Source organism: Paraburkholderia sp. MM6662-R1 (genome assembly GCF_050436245.1).
Classification (GTDB): Bacteria; Pseudomonadota; Gammaproteobacteria; order Burkholderiales; family Burkholderiaceae; genus Paraburkholderia; species Paraburkholderia tuberum.
This window is the reverse complement of sequence record NZ_JBNDLV010000001.1, coordinates 2,635,646-2,654,694: the sequence shown is the minus strand read 5'-3', so window position 1 is coordinate 2,654,694 and position 19,049 is coordinate 2,635,646. Positions and strand designations below refer to the sequence as shown.

15 protein-coding genes, 1 tRNA gene, 3 pseudogenes and 2 riboswitches are annotated in these 19,049 nt (G+C 62.5%); of the genes and pseudogenes, 12 read left to right on the top strand and 7 right to left on the bottom strand.

The window, feature by feature from the left end; translation table 11 throughout:
• Positions 1-12: 12 nt before the first annotated feature.
• The 3 genes from OKW39_RS12455 to OKW39_RS12445 form a co-directional block, all read right to left on the bottom strand.
• Positions 13-312, bottom strand: coding sequence for a flagellar protein FliT (locus OKW39_RS12455; RefSeq protein ID WP_090802452.1), 300 nt, complete (start codon positions 310-312; stop codon positions 13-15).
• A 19-nt stretch (positions 313-331) separates the two neighbouring features.
• The gene (fliD, locus tag OKW39_RS12450) at positions 332-1,960 is read right to left on the bottom strand and encodes a flagellar filament capping protein FliD (protein WP_429562789.1); all 1,629 of its coding nucleotides are present in this window, start codon (positions 1,958-1,960) and stop codon (positions 332-334) included.
• 148 nt (positions 1,961-2,108) lie between these two features.
• A complete protein-coding gene (locus tag OKW39_RS12445; protein ID WP_429335479.1) occupies positions 2,109-3,527 on the bottom strand; it encodes a flagellin in 1,419 nt (472 codons plus the stop codon).
• Positions 3,528-4,111: 584 nt separating this feature from the next.
• Here OKW39_RS12445 and OKW39_RS12440 point away from each other — a divergent pair.
• Positions 4,112-6,074: pseudogene (locus OKW39_RS12440) on the top strand (tetratricopeptide repeat protein).
• A 30-nt stretch (positions 6,075-6,104) separates the two neighbouring features.
• Here OKW39_RS12440 and OKW39_RS12435 read toward each other — a convergent pair.
• Complete coding sequence (locus OKW39_RS12435; protein ID WP_429562788.1) at positions 6,105-6,497, bottom strand: hypothetical protein; 393 nt, start codon at positions 6,495-6,497, stop codon at positions 6,105-6,107.
• Between the two features lie 519 nt (positions 6,498-7,016).
• Between OKW39_RS12435 and OKW39_RS12430 the strand changes: the two genes are divergently transcribed.
• The 3 genes from OKW39_RS12430 to OKW39_RS12420 all read left to right on the top strand — a co-directional run bounded on the left by OKW39_RS12430 (position 7,017) and on the right by OKW39_RS12420 (position 8,347).
• Complete coding sequence (locus tag OKW39_RS12430; protein ID WP_429562787.1) at positions 7,017-7,244, top strand: hypothetical protein; 228 nt, start codon at positions 7,017-7,019, stop codon at positions 7,242-7,244.
• 426 nt (positions 7,245-7,670) lie between these two features.
• The gene (locus OKW39_RS12425; protein WP_429562786.1) at positions 7,671-7,979 is read left to right on the top strand and encodes a DUF2623 family protein; all 309 of its coding nucleotides are present in this window, start codon (positions 7,671-7,673) and stop codon (positions 7,977-7,979) included.
• A 140-nt stretch (positions 7,980-8,119) separates the two neighbouring features.
• Positions 8,120-8,347 carry a hypothetical protein gene (locus OKW39_RS12420; RefSeq protein ID WP_429562785.1) on the top strand — a complete coding sequence of 76 codons (228 nt, stop codon included), beginning with the start codon at positions 8,120-8,122 and terminating at the stop codon, positions 8,345-8,347.
• Between the two features lie 115 nt (positions 8,348-8,462).
• Here the strand turns inward: OKW39_RS12420 and OKW39_RS12415 are convergent, their stop codons facing one another.
• Positions 8,463-8,945, bottom strand: a complete 483-nt coding sequence (locus OKW39_RS12415) for a helix-turn-helix domain-containing protein (protein WP_429562784.1) — start codon at positions 8,943-8,945, stop codon at positions 8,463-8,465.
• Positions 8,946-9,314: 369 nt separating this feature from the next.
• Here OKW39_RS12415 and OKW39_RS12410 point away from each other — a divergent pair, with 369 nt between their 5' ends.
• The 4 genes and pseudogenes from OKW39_RS12410 to OKW39_RS12395 all read left to right on the top strand — a co-directional run.
• Positions 9,315-9,914: a hypothetical protein gene (locus tag OKW39_RS12410; protein ID WP_429562783.1), complete on the top strand. Its 600-nt coding sequence runs from the start codon at positions 9,315-9,317 to the stop codon at positions 9,912-9,914.
• Between the two features lie 3 nt (positions 9,915-9,917).
• A pseudogene (locus OKW39_RS12405) lies at positions 9,918-10,133 on the top strand (SAM-dependent DNA methyltransferase); the annotation flags it as partial.
• Positions 10,134-10,232: 99 nt separating this feature from the next.
• Positions 10,233-10,868 carry a recombinase family protein gene (locus OKW39_RS12400; RefSeq protein ID WP_429562782.1) on the top strand — a complete coding sequence of 212 codons (636 nt, stop codon included), beginning with the start codon at positions 10,233-10,235 and terminating at the stop codon, positions 10,866-10,868.
• Positions 10,831-11,334, top strand: a pseudogene (locus OKW39_RS12395) (recombinase family protein); the annotation flags it as partial. The gene OKW39_RS12400 and the pseudogene OKW39_RS12395, both read left to right, overlap by 38 nt.
• A 513-nt stretch (positions 11,335-11,847) precedes the next feature.
• Here OKW39_RS12395 and OKW39_RS12390 read toward each other — a convergent pair.
• Positions 11,848-11,923, bottom strand: a tRNA-Arg gene (locus OKW39_RS12390).
• Between the two features lie 308 nt (positions 11,924-12,231).
• On the opposite strand from OKW39_RS12390, the gene OKW39_RS12385 reads away from it, so the two are divergent.
• A complete protein-coding gene (locus OKW39_RS12385; RefSeq protein WP_429562781.1) occupies positions 12,232-13,185 on the top strand; it encodes a c-type cytochrome in 954 nt (317 codons plus the stop codon).
• 120 nt (positions 13,186-13,305) lie between these two features.
• Here the strand turns inward: OKW39_RS12385 and OKW39_RS12380 are convergent, their stop codons facing one another.
• A complete protein-coding gene (locus OKW39_RS12380) occupies positions 13,306-15,396 on the bottom strand; it encodes a UvrD-helicase domain-containing protein (RefSeq protein ID WP_429562780.1) in 2,091 nt (696 codons plus the stop codon).
• Positions 15,397-15,716: 320 nt separating this feature from the next.
• Between OKW39_RS12380 and OKW39_RS12375 the strand changes: the two genes are divergently transcribed.
• The 3 genes from OKW39_RS12375 to gcvT all read left to right on the top strand — a co-directional run bounded on the left by OKW39_RS12375 (position 15,717) and on the right by gcvT (position 19,033).
• Positions 15,717-16,766 carry an oxidoreductase gene (locus OKW39_RS12375; protein ID WP_090802427.1) on the top strand — a complete coding sequence of 350 codons (1,050 nt, stop codon included), beginning with the start codon at positions 15,717-15,719 and terminating at the stop codon, positions 16,764-16,766.
• Between the two features lie 219 nt (positions 16,767-16,985).
• Complete coding sequence (locus OKW39_RS12370) at positions 16,986-17,336, top strand: hypothetical protein (protein ID WP_429335496.1); 351 nt, start codon at positions 16,986-16,988, stop codon at positions 17,334-17,336.
• 218 nt (positions 17,337-17,554) lie between these two features.
• A riboswitch (glycine riboswitch) is annotated at positions 17,555-17,656 on the top strand.
• A gap of 21 nt (positions 17,657-17,677) precedes the next feature.
• Positions 17,678-17,837, top strand: a riboswitch (glycine riboswitch).
• A gap of 80 nt (positions 17,838-17,917) precedes the next feature.
• Positions 17,918-19,033, top strand: a complete 1,116-nt coding sequence (gene gcvT / locus OKW39_RS12365; protein ID WP_429562779.1) for a glycine cleavage system aminomethyltransferase GcvT — start codon at positions 17,918-17,920, stop codon at positions 19,031-19,033.
• Positions 19,034-19,049: the final 16 nt, after the last annotated feature.

Below are 19,049 nucleotides of genomic sequence, written 5' to 3'. Positions count from 1 at the left end.
GTTGCTCCTGCTTCAGTACCGCGCCATGCTCAAATACTGCCCGGCGTTGCGGCTCGCTTGCATGCTCGCCTGATACTCGGCGCCCAGCACCTGCTGCGCGGCCTGCGCGGCCTCGACGATGCGGCTGTCGATCTCGTGGATCTCCTTGAGCCGCGCGATGACCTCCTGCGGCTGGGGCACGCCGAGCGCCGTCAGCAGGGGCGAGCGCTCGTCCGCGAGCTGCGCGGCCCGCTCCCACTCGCCAACAGCGACCGCCAGTTCGAGGTCCTTCGTTATCTGCCAGATGCGCTCGATCGGGGCGACGTTCTGCATGGCTCGCTCCTCGTCGCGCTCAGCTCTTGTTCGTGGCGAGCGCGCCTGCGCTGTTGGTGCCACCGAACAGTTGCGTGAGGTATTGCGAGTTGTTGTTCATCGTTGCCATCAGTGTGTTGAGCGCTGTGAACTGCGCGGTATACATACTGGTGAGCTGAGCCTGCCACGCTGTAAGCGTCGTCTGCTGGTTCGATAGGCTAGTCAGGTCGGCGTTGATCGCGTCCGTACGGTTTTGAATGATGCCGCCGGACGAGGTGTAGTTTGTGATGCTGTCGTCCAGTTGCGCGGCGATGCCGTTGGTCGAATTGAACAGCGAGGCTACAACCGACTGGTTGTTCTGCAACGCATTGCTGAGCGTCGTGTTGTCCACCGACAGCGTGCCGTCCGCCTGGAGCGTAATGCCGATCGCGGCAAGCGTCGTCTGCGAGGTGCCGCTGCCCACGCCGCCGCTCACGATCTTGGCGAGCTGGTTCTGGATCGTGCTCAACGTGGAATCGCCGATTAGCACGCCCTGCGACGTCGAGTTCGCGTTGTACGCCGTCAGCGCCCCCATCGTCGTGACGAGCGTGTTGTAGAGGCTGACGAAATTGTTGATCGCCGAGGACTCCGCGCTGGTGTTCTGCGCGATCGTGAGCGTCTGCGTGGTGCCGACCGCCGCTGCCGTGAGGTTCAGCGTCACGCCGGACACGGCCGTCGTCACGGAGTTCGAGGAGCTGGTTACGCCCACGCCGCCGAGCGTGAAGTACGCATCCTGGGCGGCCTGCGTCTGGGTCCAGCCTGTGCCGGAAATGGTCGACTGGCTGGGGTTGTAGGTCTCCGGGTTGCCGTTGCTATCGAGAACCGGGTTGCCACTGCTATCCAAAACTTGAGCGGTGAGGTCGCTCGCGCTGGAGATCGCCTTGCCGTTGGTGGTCGTCACCGCGAGCTTGTTCAGGCCGTCGGTCGAGCTCGAATCGTTGATCGCGATGCTGATGCCGCTCGACGCGCCGGTCGAGGTCGATTGCAGCACGAGATGCGCGCCGTCCGCGCCGGTCACCACGGTCGCGACCACGCCGGGATTGTCGTTGGCCGAATTGATCGCCGATGCAATGCCGGCAATCGTGCTGTTCGAGCTATTCAGGGAAATCGTGCTGGTCTTGCCGTTGACCGTCAGGGCCATCGTGGCCGCGCCGGAAGCCAGGTTTTGGGTCGAGCTGTAGCCCGCCGAGGTGAGCACTTGCGACGTGGCGACCTGCGCCACATTGAGCGAGTACGAACCTGCCACCGCGCCCGTGCTGGCCGTGGCGGTAACGCCGCTGCCGCTCAAGGTGGACGAGAACGAGTTGAGCGTCGCACCGTCGCTGAGCGGCTCGGCGGCGGCCTGCAACGCGGACAGTGCCGCGGAGAGCGTGCCGTAGGCCGAGATCAGCGTGTTGTCCGCAGTCTGCTCGGCAGCGATGGTCGCGGCCTGGCCGGCAGACTTCGAGTTGACGAGCGCGGTAACGAGCGAACTTGTGTCCATCGACGAATTGGTCGAGCCGCTAATGATCGACTGGGCGGCTGCCTGCACCGTGGCGTTGGCGTCGGCTGTCGTGGTGGCGACTGCACTCGCGATCGCGCTGGTGGTGGATCCGGTTACGGTGGAGGTCGATCCGGTTACGGTGGACATGAGGAGGCTCCGTGCGTCGGCAATGCCGGTTAAAGCGATTTAACAAGCGGGGTAACGCGGGAAAAGACAATCGGGAGGCGAGCCTCCCGACGGGTTTGCGTCCGGCGCGCATCGAGCCGCGCGCCGGCTGCCTGCAGCGGGAAGCGCCTTACTGGAGGAGCTTCAGGATCTGCTGCGGCTGCGAGTTCGCTTGTGCCAGCACCGAGATACCGGCTTGTTGCAGAACCTGTGCCTTGCTCAGGTTAGCCGTTTCTTGTGCGAAGTCGGCGTCCTGGATCGACGATTGTGCGGTCGACAGGTCGGTCGACTGAGCTTGCTGCGTCGTGCCGATTGCGCTGAAGCGGTTTTGTGCCGCGCCGAGCGTTGCTTGCAGGTTGTTGACAGCGTTCAGCGCGTTGTCGATGGTCAGCATTGCTGCCGAAGCGCCGTCCTTGGTCGAGATGTCGATCTGCGAAACCGTGTTCGACTGGCTCAGCTTGTCGATGGTCGCGCCCATTGCGTCTGTAGTCTTGCCCGCAGCATCGAGATTCGGGTTATCGCCGGCCACTTGATTCGCGGTCGCGATAGCGCCCGTTACCGCTTCGACGTCGGTCGACATAGCCGCACCGGTTTCGCCAGTCAGCGTGGTATTGCCGTTGCTGTCCGTACCAATAGTACCGCCTTGGAAGACTGCGGTAGCAACAGCGTTAGTCAAGGCCTTACCGTTCTGGTCCGTGAGCGTGAAGCCGCCCTTACCGTCGGCAATCACGTTGATCTGCGAGACAGTAGCGTTCTCGCTGCCGTTCGTATTAAGCGTCCACGTCTGCGAAGCATCACCTGCTGCAGCCGGAAGCGCGGCGCCACCGGTCACTTCGGCCGCGGGGGCATTCGCGAAGGCCGTGATCGTCGAAGCATCGGTGATGGCGTTACCGTTCTGGTCCGTGTACGAGACCGAATTCGTAGCGTTGTCCCACGAAGCCGTGACCGACGTGATACCCGCAGCCGCCGCCGCAGCGCCGTTGCTATCCAGCGAGACCGAGAACGAGCCGAGCGTGTTGCCCGCTGCCGGAACGCCGCCGCCAATCGAAGCAGCGGACATCGACTGCGAGAGATTCAGCGAGATCGACTGACCGACGTTTGCGCCGACCTGGAACGACACGTTGCCCAACGAGCCGTCGAGGACGTTCATGCCGTTGTACGTCGTTTGCGACGCGATACGGTTGATTTCCGAGACTTGCTGGTTCACTTCCTGTTGAAGTGCAGCACGGTCGTTGTCGGTCATCGAACCGTTAGCTGCTTGCGTAGCAAGCTGGCGGATACGCTGGAGCGACGAAGTCAGCGACGACAGACCCGACGATGCCGTTTGCACCATCGACGTACCATCGTTCGAGTTCGACACACCCTGGTTCAGACCGTTGATCTGGGTCTGCATGATGTTCGAGATCGCAAGACCTGCTGCGTCGTCTGCTGCGCTGTTGATGCGCTTGCCCGACGACAGACGCGTGATCGCTTGCGACAGTGCGCTACCCGAGCCGGTCAGGTTCTGTTGCGCGACGAGCGAGTTGGTGTTGGTGTTGATTCCGAGCATTGACATTCTCCTGATGGGGCCATCGGCCCAGTAACGGCAGCGGTTCGTTGGCCGGCCGCCTTGTTTGTGATTACGACCCCACCTGGAAAAACTTTAGCTGCCTTGTTGATGCGACCCTCTGGGCTGACGCCCTTCCCTCGCCCGCGTGCGGTGGGGAGGCGCTTTTCAAGATGGGGGACGCCAGGCTTCGTCCTTCGGCGGCTTAAGGCTCGCAGGCGTCGAAGCCACTTCGCGTCGCAATGCTGATTGAGCATCCGATCGCCCTTGATCTGCACCCGGCCTTACGGCTTCGAAAGACAAAGCCCGCGCAGCACGTCATCGGTCGAATTGAACCGAGCTGCCAGCTCAATTCGGGCCGCCACCGCGCGTGCGCATGCCTTAAGCTGCGAATCCACAGCCCCTCTACGACGACCGTGACCGCTACGAGCCCACTTGCCCCCACGCGCCAGCACATTCTGAGCGCAGCCACTGCCCTTGGCGCCACCGGGCAGTTCGCCGACGCACTGGCGCTGCTTGCACCGCTCGTCGGCGCGAAGGCCACGCCCGAGGACGCGGAGCACGCCGATGCGCTCAACCTCGCGGCCATGTGCGCCACGGGTGTGGGCCAGCCCGCGCAGGCGCAAGCTCTATGGTTGCGCTGCATTCAAGCGAAGCCGGATTTCGCCGACGCGTATCTGGGGCTCGGAGCGATGCTCGCGACCCTCAATCAGCTTGCCGAAGCGGAAGCGGTTTACGGGCGGCTTGCCGCGATACGCCCCGATGACGCCGATGTCCACAGCAATCGCGGGATCGTGCTGCACCGTCTCGGACGGCATGACGCGGCCCAGGCCGCGTACCGGGTGGCGCTCGCACTTCGCCCGGACCACGTCGACGCGAACTACAACCTCGGCATCGTGCTTCATGAACAGCGCCGCCTCGACGAAGCGGAGGCGGCCTATCGCACAGCGCTCGCCGTGAACCCGCAATTTGCCAAGGCGAACAACAACCTCGGCAATCTGTTGCGCGAACGCGGCCGGATCGAAGAGGCTGAAGAAGCGTATCGGCAGGCGCTGCTCGCGCACCCGCAATATCCCGAGGCACTGAACAACCTGGGGGCGCTTTACAGGGCGCTCGGCCGGCTCCGGGAAGCCGAGCTGGCTTGCCGCCTCGCGCGTTCAGATCCGCCCCGCCTACGCGGACGCGCTCAACAATCTCGGCTGTGTGCTCACCGAACTCAAGCGCCTGCCCGAGGCGGAGAGCGCCTACCGGCAGACGCTCGCGTTGCGCCCCGCCTTCGCCGAGGCGCACTACAACCTCGGCTGCGTCCTGCACGCACTGGACAAACTGGTCGATGCCGAATGCGCGTATCGCGAGGCGCTTCGGCTCGCGCCGAACCGCGTCGAAGCGGCCAATAACCTGGGTTGCACGCTGCTTGCGCAAGCGCGCCTGCCCGAGGCTCTCGCGGCGTTTCGCCACGCGCTCACGTTGCGCGCCGACATCGCCGAAACACACTTCAACATCGGCAGCATCGTGAAAGAGTTCGGCGACCCGGAGCAAGCCGAAGCCGCCTACCGCCGCGCGCTCGCGCTGCGCCCCGACTACGGCGACGCGAAGTTCCGTCTCGCCACGCTGCTCATCAGCATGGGACGCTTCGAAGAAGGCTTTCTCCTCTACGAATGCCGCTACGAGATGGCTGGGTTCGCGCATCACGCCACGCAGTCGATGCTGAGGTGTCCGCGCTGGCGAGGCGAGCCGCTCGCCGGCAAATCACTCCTCGTTTGGCAGGAGGATGGACTCGGCGACATGCTGCAGTTCGGGCGTTATCTGCGCCTGTTGAAGGCTCAGGGCGCCGCGCACGTCGCGTTTGCCTGTATGGCACCGCTACAACGCCTGTTCGCCGATGTCGATGGAGTCGACGCGGTGCTCAGTCATGACGAAGCCTCGGCGCGCGCCGGCGATTTCGATTGCTGGATCAGCGCGCTCAGCGCACCGCTGTATCTGGGCACGACGCTCGACACGATTCCGCCTCCCCTGTGCATCACCCTGGCCCCGTCGCGCGTCGAGCATTGGCGCGCGCGCCTTGCCGTGCTGGGCGCGGGACACCGGGTGGGTCTCGTCTGGAAGGGCAACCCGAAACACCACAACGACGTGCACCGTTCGCTACCGTTGCTCAACACACTGGCGCCGCTCTGGAGCCTGCCGGGCGTGAAGTTCGTGAGCCTGCAAAAGGGCGCGGGGGAAGACGAAGCGCTGTCATTCCCTGCGAGCCTCCCGATCCTGCCTCTCGGCGCAGATCTCGAAGACTTCACCGACACGGCGGCGGTCATCTCGCAACTCGATCTGCTGATCTGTGTGGACACTTCGACGGCACATCTGGCGGCCTCGCTCGGCAAACCATGCTGGGTGCTCTTGCCGGCACGCGATGTGGACTGGCGGTGGATGCACGGCCGTGACGACTCGCCGTGGTATCCCGATACGGTTCGCCTGTTCAGGCGAGGGCTGGATGAACCGTGGGTCGCCGTCGCGGAGCGCGTGCGACAGGTTTGCGCTGCGTGGTTCGGCGTGTGATATCAACGCCGCGCTTGCGCTGAGGTGAGGCTAGTCACACATGCTGCGAAACACCACGGCAGCGATCATAGGCGCGCAGAGCACGAGCAGCACCAAGGCATCGAGCAGGCGAACCAGGCGGTGTCGCAGATGGGCCAGATGACGCAGCGGAACGCGGCGGCGGCCAGTTCGTTGCACGACCATGCCGGTCAACTGGTTCAGCAGGCCTCGGATTTCAGGGTGGCTTGAAGCGGCTTCCGGGTTCGCGCAGAAAGTTTTCCGGTCGTCGGCGTTGCTGGGGTGTGATGAGACCGGCAACTGATGCTGGAAGCACGCCATGTTGGAGCGCAAGACGTTGGTTCTGACGCCACGACAAAAAACTAAAGGCCCCAGGCTTTCGCCAAAGGGCCTTGTTTTATCGGGTTTTCTGCGAACCCGGATCATGCCTAATCCTGGTGCGCCATACAAGACGTGGCTGGGCACTGGGAGGAAGTCGTGCCTTGGCCCGTAGCGCTTCGACAACGATAGCTTCCGCAGTTCAGGAGCGCCCTCGGTTCCGCGAGGGCGCTCACCGTGTTGAAAATAACGTAGGGTTAACCACTTTTTGTGTCTCCATGTTTTGAGTCTACAATGGAGGCTGGATTGGTGTAGGCGTTAATCGCAATTGTGTCACTGTCCCACGCTCCTGCGGATTGACAGTAACTTCGCAACTTAGATACAGTTCATCCGATTGCACGTGGATGCGCACCCAGCCCCTACGGTCTGTGTACCGAACAGGGTCGCCTCATGGCTTGTGTGTGCTGTGCAGTTATCGTGAGACATGCGACTGCAGTTGGTCGCATGGCGCGACCCGCATGGTCGCGTGGCACCCATTTAGCCCTCGGCAGTGCCGTAGCAACCAGGAAAGTGGCCCTTCCCCCAGGACAGGGCTTGGTTTGTTACACTCACTCGCCGAAGGCTGATATGGAATTCACATTTCAAAACGACCGCGCCATCAATCTGGCGCTCAAGCGCTTTCGCGACCGGCTCGAGTCGCGCTTCCCGGACCTCGTCGACGTCTTCGGCAAGAACGACAAGGATGTGTTCGCGAGGACTGTCAGTGGCGTCTCCTGGCAAGAACTGAAGGGCGGCTGCATGGCAGCCAATCGGCGCGTCGCAGACGAAAGCGGTGAGGGGGTTGTATCGAGGTAGTGGCGGCCGTGCTTTGCGCATTCGTCGCGGAAACGCCGGTACTGGCCGAGGTGCCGGTCAATCAGCTCCGACGAGGTGCACTCATCGTCGAAACGGGACACCTCACTGCGCGCAATCTGCCTCTCGCGGGCGAGTATCAGGGTGCCGTGGACATCGTGGGCAACCTTTGGACGTGCGTGCACGAACTGCACAAGTACGAGACCAATTCGCAACTCGTGCCGACTCCCGCAGTCGTCGAGATGTTCCGTGCACACGCGCTGAACGGGGAGCCGGGGAATCGCGCGAACGTGCAGCAGTCGGTTTATATCATCGCTTCGCACCTAACGTGGAACGACGCACCGGACGCCCGCAAGATGAGCGCCCGGCTTTTCGAGGCACTCAGGGACTGCGGCAGACCCAGCGTCAGTCTATGGCGGAGGTCTAATCATGGAAAAGACCACCTCCGAACGTGCGCTTCTTGACCTTGGCTTCGAACAGGGCATCGAAGCGACCGAAGACCCGTCCGAGCTCGAGATGACCTCACGCGTACCCCAATACCGCCTCGGCTTTGTGCTCGGCCGCAGCTACGTCACGTGTGTGCAGCGAGCAAGCCGGACTGCCGCTGCCGCCACGGCCGGCAAGTTGGGCGCGCGCTTCGGAGTCAAGCTCGATGACCTAATTGAGGCACTTGGACTGCCTGACGAGCTCCGCTGCCTTATCCAAGACGCCTACGGTGAAAACAGGACACAGAAGTAGCCCGTCGAAGGCAACGAAGCCTAGACACATGCTTGTGTCGCCGTTAGGCGACCACTCAGTCCGCCTGCGAGTGAGTTCCGCCCAAACGTATCGAAGGAGCTCTGAACGCGGGCGGTCGCCCACACACAGAGGAAATTGCGATGTTCACGATTGGCACCATGACACCTTCTGGAAATTTTGACTGGTTTGGCGAGTGCGAAACGCTGGAAGACGTACGTTCGAAGGCTGGCGCAATGCGTCAAGTTCATTGGCTTCGCGGCGACATGCTCGAGATGGAACATCTCGAATCGGACACGCAAGCTGTTGTGCTCGACTTGAGTGGCACCGTGGTCTACGTTGCAACAACTGACAACGGTTTCGACGATTAGTTGACGCGGGCGCGTCGCGCAGCGAGAGTCCCGCGACGCGTCATTGGTCGGCGCAACGCACCAAGCGCGTTGGATAAAGCACGTAGTCCGCTCGCGGAATTCAAGTACTGCGCGCCTACTTAAGCCCCGATAGGGTACCCATCGACATATCGGGGACGAAAAAATCGCTCACAGGAACGTCCAAAGCCTGCGCGAGTTTCACGAGATGGCCTAGGTCAACGTTCGGTTTGTGGACCTCGAGCGAAGAGACGTAGTTTCTCGACAGCTTGGCACTCTCGGACAACGCATCTTGCGACAACCCGCGCTTGGTGCGAAGAGCGAGCACATTCAACGACACGCGCTCTCGAAGAGTTGTCCAACCGAGAGGATTGCGCTGAACTTCTTTGTCGTAAAAAAGTGAAATAGCGTCCACGCCCAAGGCGGTCGCAAAGCGGTCGATGGTATCGACCGAGAGGTTTCTGGCAGCTCGTTCAACTTGGCTCACAAGGCTTCGATGACAACCGACAAGTCGGGCAAATTCATCCTGCGACTTGCCTCTCGCGTTGCGGAGCTCTCGGACACGACGCGCTATATAAGAGAGTTCGAATTTGTCGGTCATGGCGCGCGATAGCTTGCGCGAAAACGGGCACGCCGACCAACCCGATTTGTGTCTCCATGCTTTACGACTCCATGTTTTACGTCTACACTTGCGATATCAATTGACTTCCCGGTCGGTGAATCACAGGGGAAATCGTGGCCGCCCTGCTCCGAAGTGACGAAATCATGAAGAACACCGCGCGCAGCAGATTCCCTGCGCGCACTCCGAAATTGCAGAGGGACTCCGACGGTGAACGGCCCGTCCATGGGCCTCCATGCCCAGTTATCAAATGGACGATGACGCGCTTAGCTCGAGACATCGCCACCGAATTGATAAGTCTGAGATGGCAACTAGGTTCACAACGAACGACGGAGCAAGAAAGGGACGGAGATGGTCTACGTATTCTTCTGCGTGAGCGGCGCTCTCGGCCCGTTAAACCTAAATTTCACGGTGCCGCAGCGGCACGGTAGGACGGCAAAGATGCGCCGGCTTGAGGTCGACGTTTCGCATTTGACGGAGTTCCTTCGAGACTTTCCGGGTGTCGTCGTCGTCGCAGGCAATGCGTGGCCGTTTCATCACAGCCTGGACTCGCTACGACAGGCGTTTGCCGCATTGGGGCAGCGAATCGTAAATTTCGTGAGTACGCTGTCTGACAGGCAAGAGGAAGGCATATTTGATTTCATGTCGAACCGCTCGGAAGCGTTCGTTATCCTTGCCTCTAAGGAATCTGAGTTTTCAGAACTCACCGATTCCCAGCGCGTTGACATCGATATCGAGCGTGGATTTGACCATGCTGCGCGTTCAGCGCTGCTGGCGCAACTGCGTGAAATTGGCGAGCCGGCGATTCGGCCGCTCTCGTACGACGACATGCTGCGTGCAACTGTTTCGGGACATGCTCTGCGACGCGCCAAACGAATGCTCTCACGCATGCATGCAAGCGAGGACGTTCAGTTTCAGCGTAGCCTTCGCACGATAGTTGGTGAGCGGTGAACTATTGCCGAAGATATTGGAGCGTATTTCGCGCGGGAGGTGCAGCCGCACGCGCCGGATGCCTGGATTGATGAAGAGAAGAGCAAAGTTGGCTATGAGATTCCGTTCAACCGGCACTTCTATGTGTTCGAGCCGCCGCGCGACCTGCACACCATTGACGAGGAGCTGAAGGCGGTGGCTGGCAATATCATGAAGATGCTTGAGGAGTTGGCGGAATGAGCCGGCCTTCCTATTCGGATTACAGAGATAGCGGTATTGCTTGGCTCGGGCAAGTGCCAGCGCACTGGAGCATCGCTGCGGTCGGGTAGGAGAGCATCCATGAGCAAGCCAACCATCAAAGCAGTAAGTCTGAACCTGGCGTTGTACGGGCGCGTATCCACCGAACGCCAAGATGTGGAAGGTGTATCAATCGAACAGCAGATTGAACAAATCAAGTTGTGGGCTGCAAGAAACCACCACACGGTTGTCGACGTGTTCTTGGAACGTGGTGCCTCCGCATTCTCGGTTGAGAAAAGACGGCCTCAATTCGACCGTATGGTCGCAAAAGCGCTGCTACCCGAAAGACCTTATGACCTCATCGTTGTCCACTCGCAGTCGCGCCTTTATAGAAATAACGCTGAAAGAGAGTTGCTCGAGCAAAAACTTGAACGAAATGGCGTTCGTGTAGCGATTTCAAGTCAGCCCAGGCCGGAAGATGACCTGACCTCTTTCCTTGTTAGAAATATCCAAGGGAGTGTCGATGAGTGGCAAAGCCGCAACTCCGGAAAGACGCGTCGCAGAATGCATGCAAAAAAATGCGAGAGACGGCTACTTCAATGGCGCGAGGCCACCATACGGATACGTTGCCGAGCGAACCGACATTCCGGCACGGAGCGGCGTAAAAAAAATCTTGAAAGTCAACCCAGAAGAGGCGGAAGTGGTTCGCCACATCTTTCATCTTGCCCACTACGGTAGCGATGGCAGAGTGGTCGGAGTTAAGTCAATCGCCGAACTATTGAACGGCCAGAACATACTCCATCGCGGGGTAAAGTGGACAAAGGGCCACGTAGAGCAAGTACTAGCGAACCGAGTGTATATCGGCGAATACATTACTTTTCGGAGAGATTCACGTACTAACCGGCCTCGGCCACAGAGCGAGTGGGTCACTACGCCGGTAGAGCCTCTCATCACGCCGGATGAGTTTCGGACTGTTCACAAAGAAATGGCGTCGCGGCGGCCACCTAATACCGAAAACAGGGCAGCGCAAATTTCCACGCTGTTGACGGGCTTACTTCGCTGCGGTCTTTGCGGAAAGTCTTTGAACCTCATGGGTGGGAAGTCAGGCAAGTACTACTATTACGTTTGCGCCTCGAAGCTAAAGATAAGTCCGCGCGAATGCACGTGCCCCAACTTCCGAAGAGACAAGTTGGAACAGTTCGTCTTAGAAACCCTTGTCAGCCGAGTGTTGAGCATCGAACGCACGACAGCGATACTCGGTCAACTCGCCGAAGGTTGGAAAGAAAGCCAAAAACCTGACCCGAAGCGTATGCGAGTGTTGGGCACCCGCATAGCTGCACTGGACTCCTCGCTGGCCCAGCTGTACGAACAGATAGCAAAGCAGACGCTAAAGGCAGACGTAACCCTTACGGACTTCATCTCATCGAAACAAGCAGAGAGGGAAAGGTTGGCCGGTGAGCGGAGAACCCTCGAACTTCGCCAGCAGTTGCCGTTCCGGAAGTTCGGGCGGTCACAAACCGAAAGATTTCTGCGAGTTGCGCGCGATGTGCTTTCGGACCCCGCTAACCCACGCGCACGACAATTCCTACGGTCGGTCGTCACCGATATAGTCGTTCGCCCAGCGTCATGTCGTCTACGCGGTAACCGCGCCCAGCTGGCGTCGGCAATATCGCATTGGATGGGTAAGGACGAAGAAGTGCCCAGTGACGTATCAGATTGGCGCGCCCGGCTGGGATCGAACCAGCAACCCCTGCCTTCGGAGGGCAGTACTCTATCCATTGAGCTACGGGCGCTTCACCACAAAACTGCGGGGAATCTACGCGAAAGCGCGCCAACCAGAACGGACGCGACGCCAACGCGAGAGACCGCAAGGATACCCGGTTTCGGCCGAACCGTCCACAGGACGGCCTCCGACGCCCATCCCAGCGTCTTCCCCGAGCTCTGCCATCGTCCATGCCGATCCGGGTAAACGCCTGCTGAACACCGTCCTGGCCCCCTCGCCGCCGCCGAAAGCTTGCGTCTATAATCGTCCGTGGCTGATAAAGAACAAGAAGTTGCCGTCGCGCTGTACCGCTCACACACCCACGGAGACGAGACAAGCATGAGCGAAGCACCACACGGAGCCCCGATTAAAACCCCAGCACAGCTCATCGCCGCGGTCATCGCCGGGTTTGCTGTGCCGATCGTCATCATCGTTCTGCTCGCCGTCTACGTCGATAATTCGACGCGCACCGGCGCCGGCACCGACTCTCTCTCCGAAGCCGAAGTCACCTCCCGCATCCATCCGATCGCCCAAGTCGAGATCCGCGACGCCAACGCACCGCGCGTCTACAAGACCGGCGAGGAAGTCTACAAGGCGGTCTGCTCGGCGTGTCACGCGTCGGGTGCCGCAGGCGCGCCGAAATTCACCAACACCGCCGACTGGGCGCCGCGCATCGCGCAGGGCTTCGACACGCTGTGGCACACCGCGCTGTCCGGCAAGGGCGCCATGCCGCCGCGCGGCGGCACGAGCCCCGACGACTACAGTGACTTCGAGATCGCGCGCGCGGTCGTCTATATGGCGAACAATTCGGGCGCGAGCTTCCCCGAGCCGGCGCTGCCGGCATCCGGCGCGGCCGCGGCATCCGGCGCGGCAGCGGCATCCGGTGCAGCAGCGGCATCCGGTGCAGCAGCGGCATCCGGTGCAGCAGCGGCATCCGGTGCAGCAGGTGCATCGAATGCGGGCGCGGCCCAGGCCGCCGCGGCGATGGCCGCAATGGCCAGCGTGCCGCAGACTCCCGCCCCGGCAGCAGGTGGCGCGCAAAGCGCGGACGCCTCGCAGGCCGGCAAAGCGCTGTATCAGTCGGTATGCCAGGCCTGTCACGCGACCGGCGTGCTGAACGCGCCGAAGTTCGGTGACAAGGAAGCATGGGCGCCGCGCCTGAAGGACCCGATGAACACCGTCTATAACTACGCGCTGCACGGCAAGGGCGCGATGCCGCCGAAGGGCGGCTCGAACGCATCGGATGCGGACGTGAAGGCCGCGGTCGACTATATGGTCAGCGCGGTGAAGTAAAGCACGCGGCATCGGTCGTCGCTGAAATGAAAAATCCCTGCATGCGCTAACGCGATGCAGGGATTTTTTATGTGCAATCGCAAGCAACCGCACCTGGCGGGCACTGGCAGTCCCGCCCGCTCACGACTTCTGCAACAACGCCTTCAGGCTCGCGAGCCGGTCCTTCGGCGACATCGGCGCTTCTTCCGGTGTCGGCGGCGGCGCATCGTCGAGCAGCATTTCGTTGATGAAGCGCGACGCCTCGCAGACGACCGTCTCCCGCGCCCGCTTGCGCTTCTTGCACCAGTTCAGATGCAAGCTGCGCTGCGCGCGCGTGATCGCGACGTACATCAGCCGGCGTTCCTCCTCGATGCGCGCGTCGTCGATCGGCTCGTCGTCCGCGCCGCCGCGATGCGGCATGATGCCTTCCTCGACGCCGACCAGGAACACGTGCGGATACTCGAGCCCCTTCGACGCATGCACGGTCGACAGCCGCACCGCATCCGGATCTTCCTCGCGGCCTTCGAGCATCGACATCAGCGCGACCGTCTGGATCAGCCCGAGCAGGTTCTTGCCGGTGTCGCCGAAGCCGTCGGCGGTGTCGTAGCCGGTCGCCTCGCTGCCGCTGCCGTGCTCCGGCTCTTCCTTCGTGCCCTTGCGCTTGAGCCACTCGATGAACTCCAGCACGTTCTGCCACTTCGCCTGCGCCTGGCGTTCGTCGAACGCGTCGTACAGATACGCTTCGTAGTGGATCGCCTCCATCAGCTCATTGAGTAGCGTGCCCGCCGCGTCCTTCTCCGCGCGGTCGCTCAGGCGCTGCATGAAGTCGCAGAACGCGCGCATCGGCTCGATCTGACGCGGCGACAGACGCGCCTCGATGCCGCCCATGTAAACCGCCTCGAACAGCGACACCTTCGCCTGACCCGCGAACGCGCCGAGCGCCTCCAGCGTCGTATTGCCGACGCCGCGACGCGGTGTCGTGATCGCGCGGATGAACGCGGGATCGTCGTTCGCGTTGGCGATCAGACGCAGGTACGCGCAGATGTCCTTGATCTCGGCCTTATCGAAGAACGACTGGCCGCCCGACAGCACGTACGGAATCCGTTCGCGGCGCAGCACCTGCTCGAAGATGCGCGCCTGGAAGTTGCCGCGATAGAGGATCGCGTAGTCGCGGAAATTCGCGCGCCGCTCGAACTTGTGCGCGGACAGCCGAAACACGACGGACTCCGCCTCGTGCTCCTCGTCGTTGCAGCCCGTCACCGTGATCGTGTCGCCCATACCGTGCTCGGACCACAGCTTCTTCTCGAACAGCTTCGGATTGTTCGCGATCACGTTGTTCGCGGCGCTCAGGATGCGCACCGTCGAGCGGTAATTCTGTTCGAGCTTGATCAGGTGCAGGTTCGGGAAATCCTTGCCGAGCTGGCCGAGGTTTTCGAGGGTCGCGCCGCGCCAGCCGTAGATCGCCTGATCGTCGTCGCCGACCGCCGTGAACGCCGCGCGCTTGCCGGCCAGGAGCTTCACCAGTTCGTACTGGCATGCGTTGGTGTCCTGATACTCGTCGATCAGCAGATAGCGCAGCTTGTTCTGCCAGCGGTCGCGCACCTGCTCGTTGCTCGCGAACAGTTCGGCGGGCAGGCGGATCAGATCGTCGAAATCGACCGCCTGGTACGCATGCAGCGTCGCCACGTAGTTGCGATAGACGATCGCCGCCTGATGCTCGTCCTCGGTCGAGGCGGTCGCGATCGCCTGCTCGGGCATGATCAGGCCATTCTTCCACAGCGAGATGATCGACTGGATCTTGCGAATGAAGCCCTTGTCCGTCGAGCCGACCTGCTCCTGGATCATGCCGAAGCAGTCGTCGGAATCCATGATCGAGAACTGCGGCTTCAGGCCGACATGCTCCGCCTCCTGACGCAAAATCTGCACGCCGAGCGAGTGGAAGGTACACACCGTCAGCTGGTTCACGGGCACCTTGCGGCCTTCCTTTCCGGGTGCGGTCAGCGTCTTGCCTTCGAGCAGCTTGCCGACGCGCTCGCGCATCTCCGCCGCGGCCTTGTTCGTGAACGTGACGGCGGCGATGTGGCGTGGCTCGAAGCCCTTCGCTTCGATCAGGTGCGCGATTTTCTGCGTGATCACGCGCGTCTTGCCGCTGCCGGCGCCGGCGAGCACGAGACAGGGACCGTCGAGATAACGGACCGCTTCACTTTGAGCGGGGTTCAGGCCTGCGGACATCGTTTGTGGATGGGTAATACGGTTGAGGGCCGCTGAGGTCGGACCGGCGGGTGGCGCCGGCCGAAGGCCCGGGGCATGCTGCGCGGCGCAGTGCGCGCGAGAGGTGCGATGTTAACATGGCCACTGCGATGGCCACTGCGATGACCACCGCGATGGACGCCCTCGTTGGATGCCTCGATGGTTCGGACGCCCCGACGGGCTGCGCGCATGGCCGGCCGTCATGCTCAGCCCCCAGTCCAGCCCACAAATGCCACAATGACCAGATTGCGCGCCGCCGCCGCGGTGGCAAGGCGGCGCGCCGCTCCTCCAGGAAGACTCGCATGTCCGCATCGCTGAAAATTGGATTGATGGGCTACGGCTTCGCCGGCGCGACGTTTCACGCACCGGTGATCGAACACTGCGGACGCGCGAGGGTCGCCGCGATTGCGACCGGGCAATCCGAGCGCGCGCACGCCGACTATCCGCACGCGAAAATCGTCGCCGATCTCGACGCGCTGCTCGCGCTCGACGACATCGACTGCGTCGTGATCGCGACGCCCAACGACACCCACTTCGACCTCGCGCGCCGCACCCTCGAAGCCGGCAAGCACGTGGTCGTCGACAAGCCTGTCACGCTGAGCGCCGCCGACGCCCACACGCTTGCCAATATCGCGCTCGCGCGCGGCAAGCTGTTCGCGCCCTTTCACAACCGCCGCTGGGACGGCGATTTTCTGACCGTGCGCGATCTGCTCGCGCGCGTGGAACTGGGTCGCCTCACGCAGTACGAATCGCATTTCGACCGCTTCCGGCCGGGCGTGCGTCAGCGCTGGCGCGAAGACGTGACGCGCGGCGGCGGTCTGCTGTTCGATCTCGGTCCGCATCTGATCGACCAGGCGCTCGCCCTCTTCGGCGCGCCGCGGACCGTATCGGCGACGGTGCGCACCCATCGCGACGACGCAAGTGCACCCGACTACGTGCACATCCAGCTCGGCTATGACGAGTTCGAGGTCGTGCTGCACGCAAGCGCGCTGACCGCGTTGCCGGGAGCGCGCTTTTCGATCCACGGCACGCGCGGCAGCTACGTGAAGTACGGCCTCGACACCCAGGAAGATCAGCTGAAAGCGGGCCTGCGCCCCGGCGACGCAGGCTTCGGCGCCGGCAACAGCCCCGGCGTGCTGCGCGTGCTCGAAGGCGACGAGGAAGTCGAGTGCGAATTGCCGACCCGAAACGGCGAGTACGCAGGCTTCTATATTGCGTTGGCCGACGCGATCCAGAACCGCGTCGCATTTCCGATCAGCACGCGCGACGCGGTCGACGTGATGACGATCATCGACCTGGCCGCGCGCAGTTCCGAGCAGGGTGTGCGACTGCCGTTCGAGCGCATTCGCTGAACCCCGCCCCGCTGTGCGTCGACACCGCGCCACCACGATCTGTGTACCAAAAACGGGACCGCCTTTAGCGCCGCGAAGGCTGTCGGCGCTGGCTTTCCTGACGTTCCGAAAAAGGAACATAACGTTACAAATTCGCCCGCTGCAGAGTCAGCGGGCATTCTTCGTCAGCCGTTGCTAGTGAGGTAGCAACCCAACACGACAACGACTCCGGGAGAATCCATGTCTCGAATCATCCGTGCCCTTGTTGCATGCGCGCTGCTCGGCTCCGTCGCCGCCTGCGTGGTAACGCCCCCGCCGACGCCGCATCCGGGCCCGACTCCCCAGCAGATCGCGGACCAGCGTCTGCATCAGGTCGACGGCCGCATCGACAATCTCGCGCACCGTATTGATAACCGCGTGAATCAGGGCTATTACCCGCCGCCGCAAGGCGCCGCGCTGCATCATCGTCTCGAGACGATTCGCCAGGAAGCGCATGACATGGCCGCCCAGCATGGCGGCGGTTTGTCCGCGGAAGAACAGCGCGTGCTGAATCAGGAACTGGACAATGCGGCTCATGCGATCGGCGAGTGAGTCAGCGAGCAAGTGGGCAAACCGAATCGGCAAACGAGCCACCAGGTGAGCCCCCACTACCGCTCATCGTGCGGTCACGGATGGCACCGGGAGAAGCAACTGAAAAGCGCGGGCACCACGGTCCGCGCTTTCTTTTTGACGCCCCCGAACAGCCACAGCCGGCCCCACACCGCTCCCGGGCCTTTATTTGACAAGCCCCGGCCCGTCGCGTAAATTCGCCGCACGCGTCGGGAGAGCGTGCTGGCAGGCGAAAAATCGCAGGCCGCGCCGCCGAAGGGGCACACCCGCAAACTCTCAGGCAAAAGGACCGACCGCGTCGAAAAACCCGTCTTCCGGCGGCTTTTTCGCACTCTGGAGAGCGGCAGTAGCCATCCGCGCGCACCTCGTGCACCGCAGGCAGGCTGCCCACCGAAGGGGCGCGCGTTTCACCGTGACGAATCGAGCTCATTGAGCCGGTCGCGGCGGCGCAATCTCTCAGGTATCGAGGACAGAGGGGTCATGCAGAACCACGCTCGCAGGCACACGGCCGCGAGGCAGTGCGCCGCATGGCCTTTTTTGTTTCGCGAGATGCCCGAGGCCCCATGACCGAACTCAAACACACCCCGCTCCACGCCGCTCACCGCGCGCTCAATGCTCGCATGGTCGACTTCGGCGGCTGGGACATGCCCGTCAACTACGGCTCGCAGATCGAGGAACATCGCGCGGTGCGTACCGACGCCGGCATGTTCGACGTGTCCCACATGTGCGTGGTCGACTTCACCGGCGAGCGCGTCCGCGCGTTCTTCGAATACGCGCTCGCGAACAACGTCGCGAAGCTGCAAACGCCGGGCCGCGCGCTCTACTCCTGCATGCTGAATCCGAACGGCGGCGTGATCGACGACCTGATCGTCTATTACTTCGCCGAAGACCACTTCCGCGTGGTCGTCAACGCCGGCACCGCCGACAAAGACATCGCCTGGTTCGGCCAGCTCAACGCGGGCGGCTTCGGTCTCACCATCACGCCGCGCCGCGATCTGGCGATCGTCGCCGTGCAAGGCCCGAACGCACGCGAAAAGGCCTGGCAAACCGTGCCGGCCGCGCGCGCCGCGACTGAAACGCTGAAGCCGTTCAACGCCGCGCGCGTCGACGGCACGCCGTTCGGCGAGCTGACCGTCGCGCGCACCGGCTATACCGGTGAAGACGGCTTCGAGATCATCGTGCCGGCTACCCACGTCGAAGCGCTGTGGAATGCGCTCGCGGCCCACGGCGTGCGCCCGGCCGGTCTCGGCGCGCGCGATACGCTGCGCCTCGAAGCCGGCATGAACCTGTACGGCCAGGACATGGACGACAATGTCTCGCCGCTCGACGCGGGCCTCGCATGGACCGTCGACCTGGCCTCGCCGCGCGAGTTCGTCGGCAAGAGCAGCCTCGAAGCCGACGGCTCGCGCGCCGCGTTCGTCGGCCTGATCCTGCTGAAGGAAAACGGCAAGGCCGCGGGCGTGCTGCGCGCGCATCAGAAAGTCGTCACGCCGCACGGCGACGGCGAAATCACCAGCGGCACGTTCTCGCCGACCATGCAGAAATCGATCGCCTTCGCGCGCGTACCGAAAGGCGTGCAGCCGGGCGACACCGTGCACGTCCAGATTCGCGACAAAGCCTGTCCCGCAAGCGTGGTAAAACTGCCGTTCGTGCGCAACGGCAAGGTGCTGGCGGTCTGAGCGGCCGGCGCACGCC

Bases quoted from the DNA above. Each gene is read 5' to 3' on its own strand.
- OKW39_RS12455 (WP_090802452.1), bottom strand. From the start codon at position 312: ATGCAGAACGTCGCCCCGATCGAGCGCATCTGGCAGATAACGAAGGAC.
- fliD (WP_429562789.1), bottom strand. From the start codon at position 1,960: ATGTCCACCGTAACCGGATCGACCTCCACCGTAACCGGATCCACCACC.
- OKW39_RS12445 (WP_429335479.1), bottom strand. From the start codon at position 3,527: ATGCTCGGAATCAACACCAACACCAACTCGCTCGTCGCGCAACAGAAC.
- OKW39_RS12435 (WP_429562788.1), bottom strand. From the start codon at position 6,497: ATGATCCGGGTTCGCAGAAAACCCGATAAAACAAGGCCCTTTGGCGAA.
- OKW39_RS12430 (WP_429562787.1), top strand. From the start codon at position 7,017: ATGGAATTCACATTTCAAAACGACCGCGCCATCAATCTGGCGCTCAAG.
- OKW39_RS12425 (WP_429562786.1), top strand. From the start codon at position 7,671: ATGGAAAAGACCACCTCCGAACGTGCGCTTCTTGACCTTGGCTTCGAA.
- OKW39_RS12420 (WP_429562785.1), top strand. From the start codon at position 8,120: ATGTTCACGATTGGCACCATGACACCTTCTGGAAATTTTGACTGGTTT.
- OKW39_RS12415 (WP_429562784.1), bottom strand. From the start codon at position 8,945: ATGACCGACAAATTCGAACTCTCTTATATAGCGCGTCGTGTCCGAGAG.
- OKW39_RS12410 (WP_429562783.1), top strand. From the start codon at position 9,315: ATGGTCTACGTATTCTTCTGCGTGAGCGGCGCTCTCGGCCCGTTAAAC.
- OKW39_RS12400 (WP_429562782.1), top strand. From the start codon at position 10,233: ATGAGCAAGCCAACCATCAAAGCAGTAAGTCTGAACCTGGCGTTGTAC.
- OKW39_RS12385 (WP_429562781.1), top strand. From the start codon at position 12,232: ATGAGCGAAGCACCACACGGAGCCCCGATTAAAACCCCAGCACAGCTC.
- OKW39_RS12380 (WP_429562780.1), bottom strand. From the start codon at position 15,396: ATGTCCGCAGGCCTGAACCCCGCTCAAAGTGAAGCGGTCCGTTATCTC.
- OKW39_RS12375 (WP_090802427.1), top strand. From the start codon at position 15,717: ATGTCCGCATCGCTGAAAATTGGATTGATGGGCTACGGCTTCGCCGGC.
- OKW39_RS12370 (WP_429335496.1), top strand. From the start codon at position 16,986: ATGTCTCGAATCATCCGTGCCCTTGTTGCATGCGCGCTGCTCGGCTCC.
- gcvT (WP_429562779.1), top strand. From the start codon at position 17,918: ATGACCGAACTCAAACACACCCCGCTCCACGCCGCTCACCGCGCGCTC.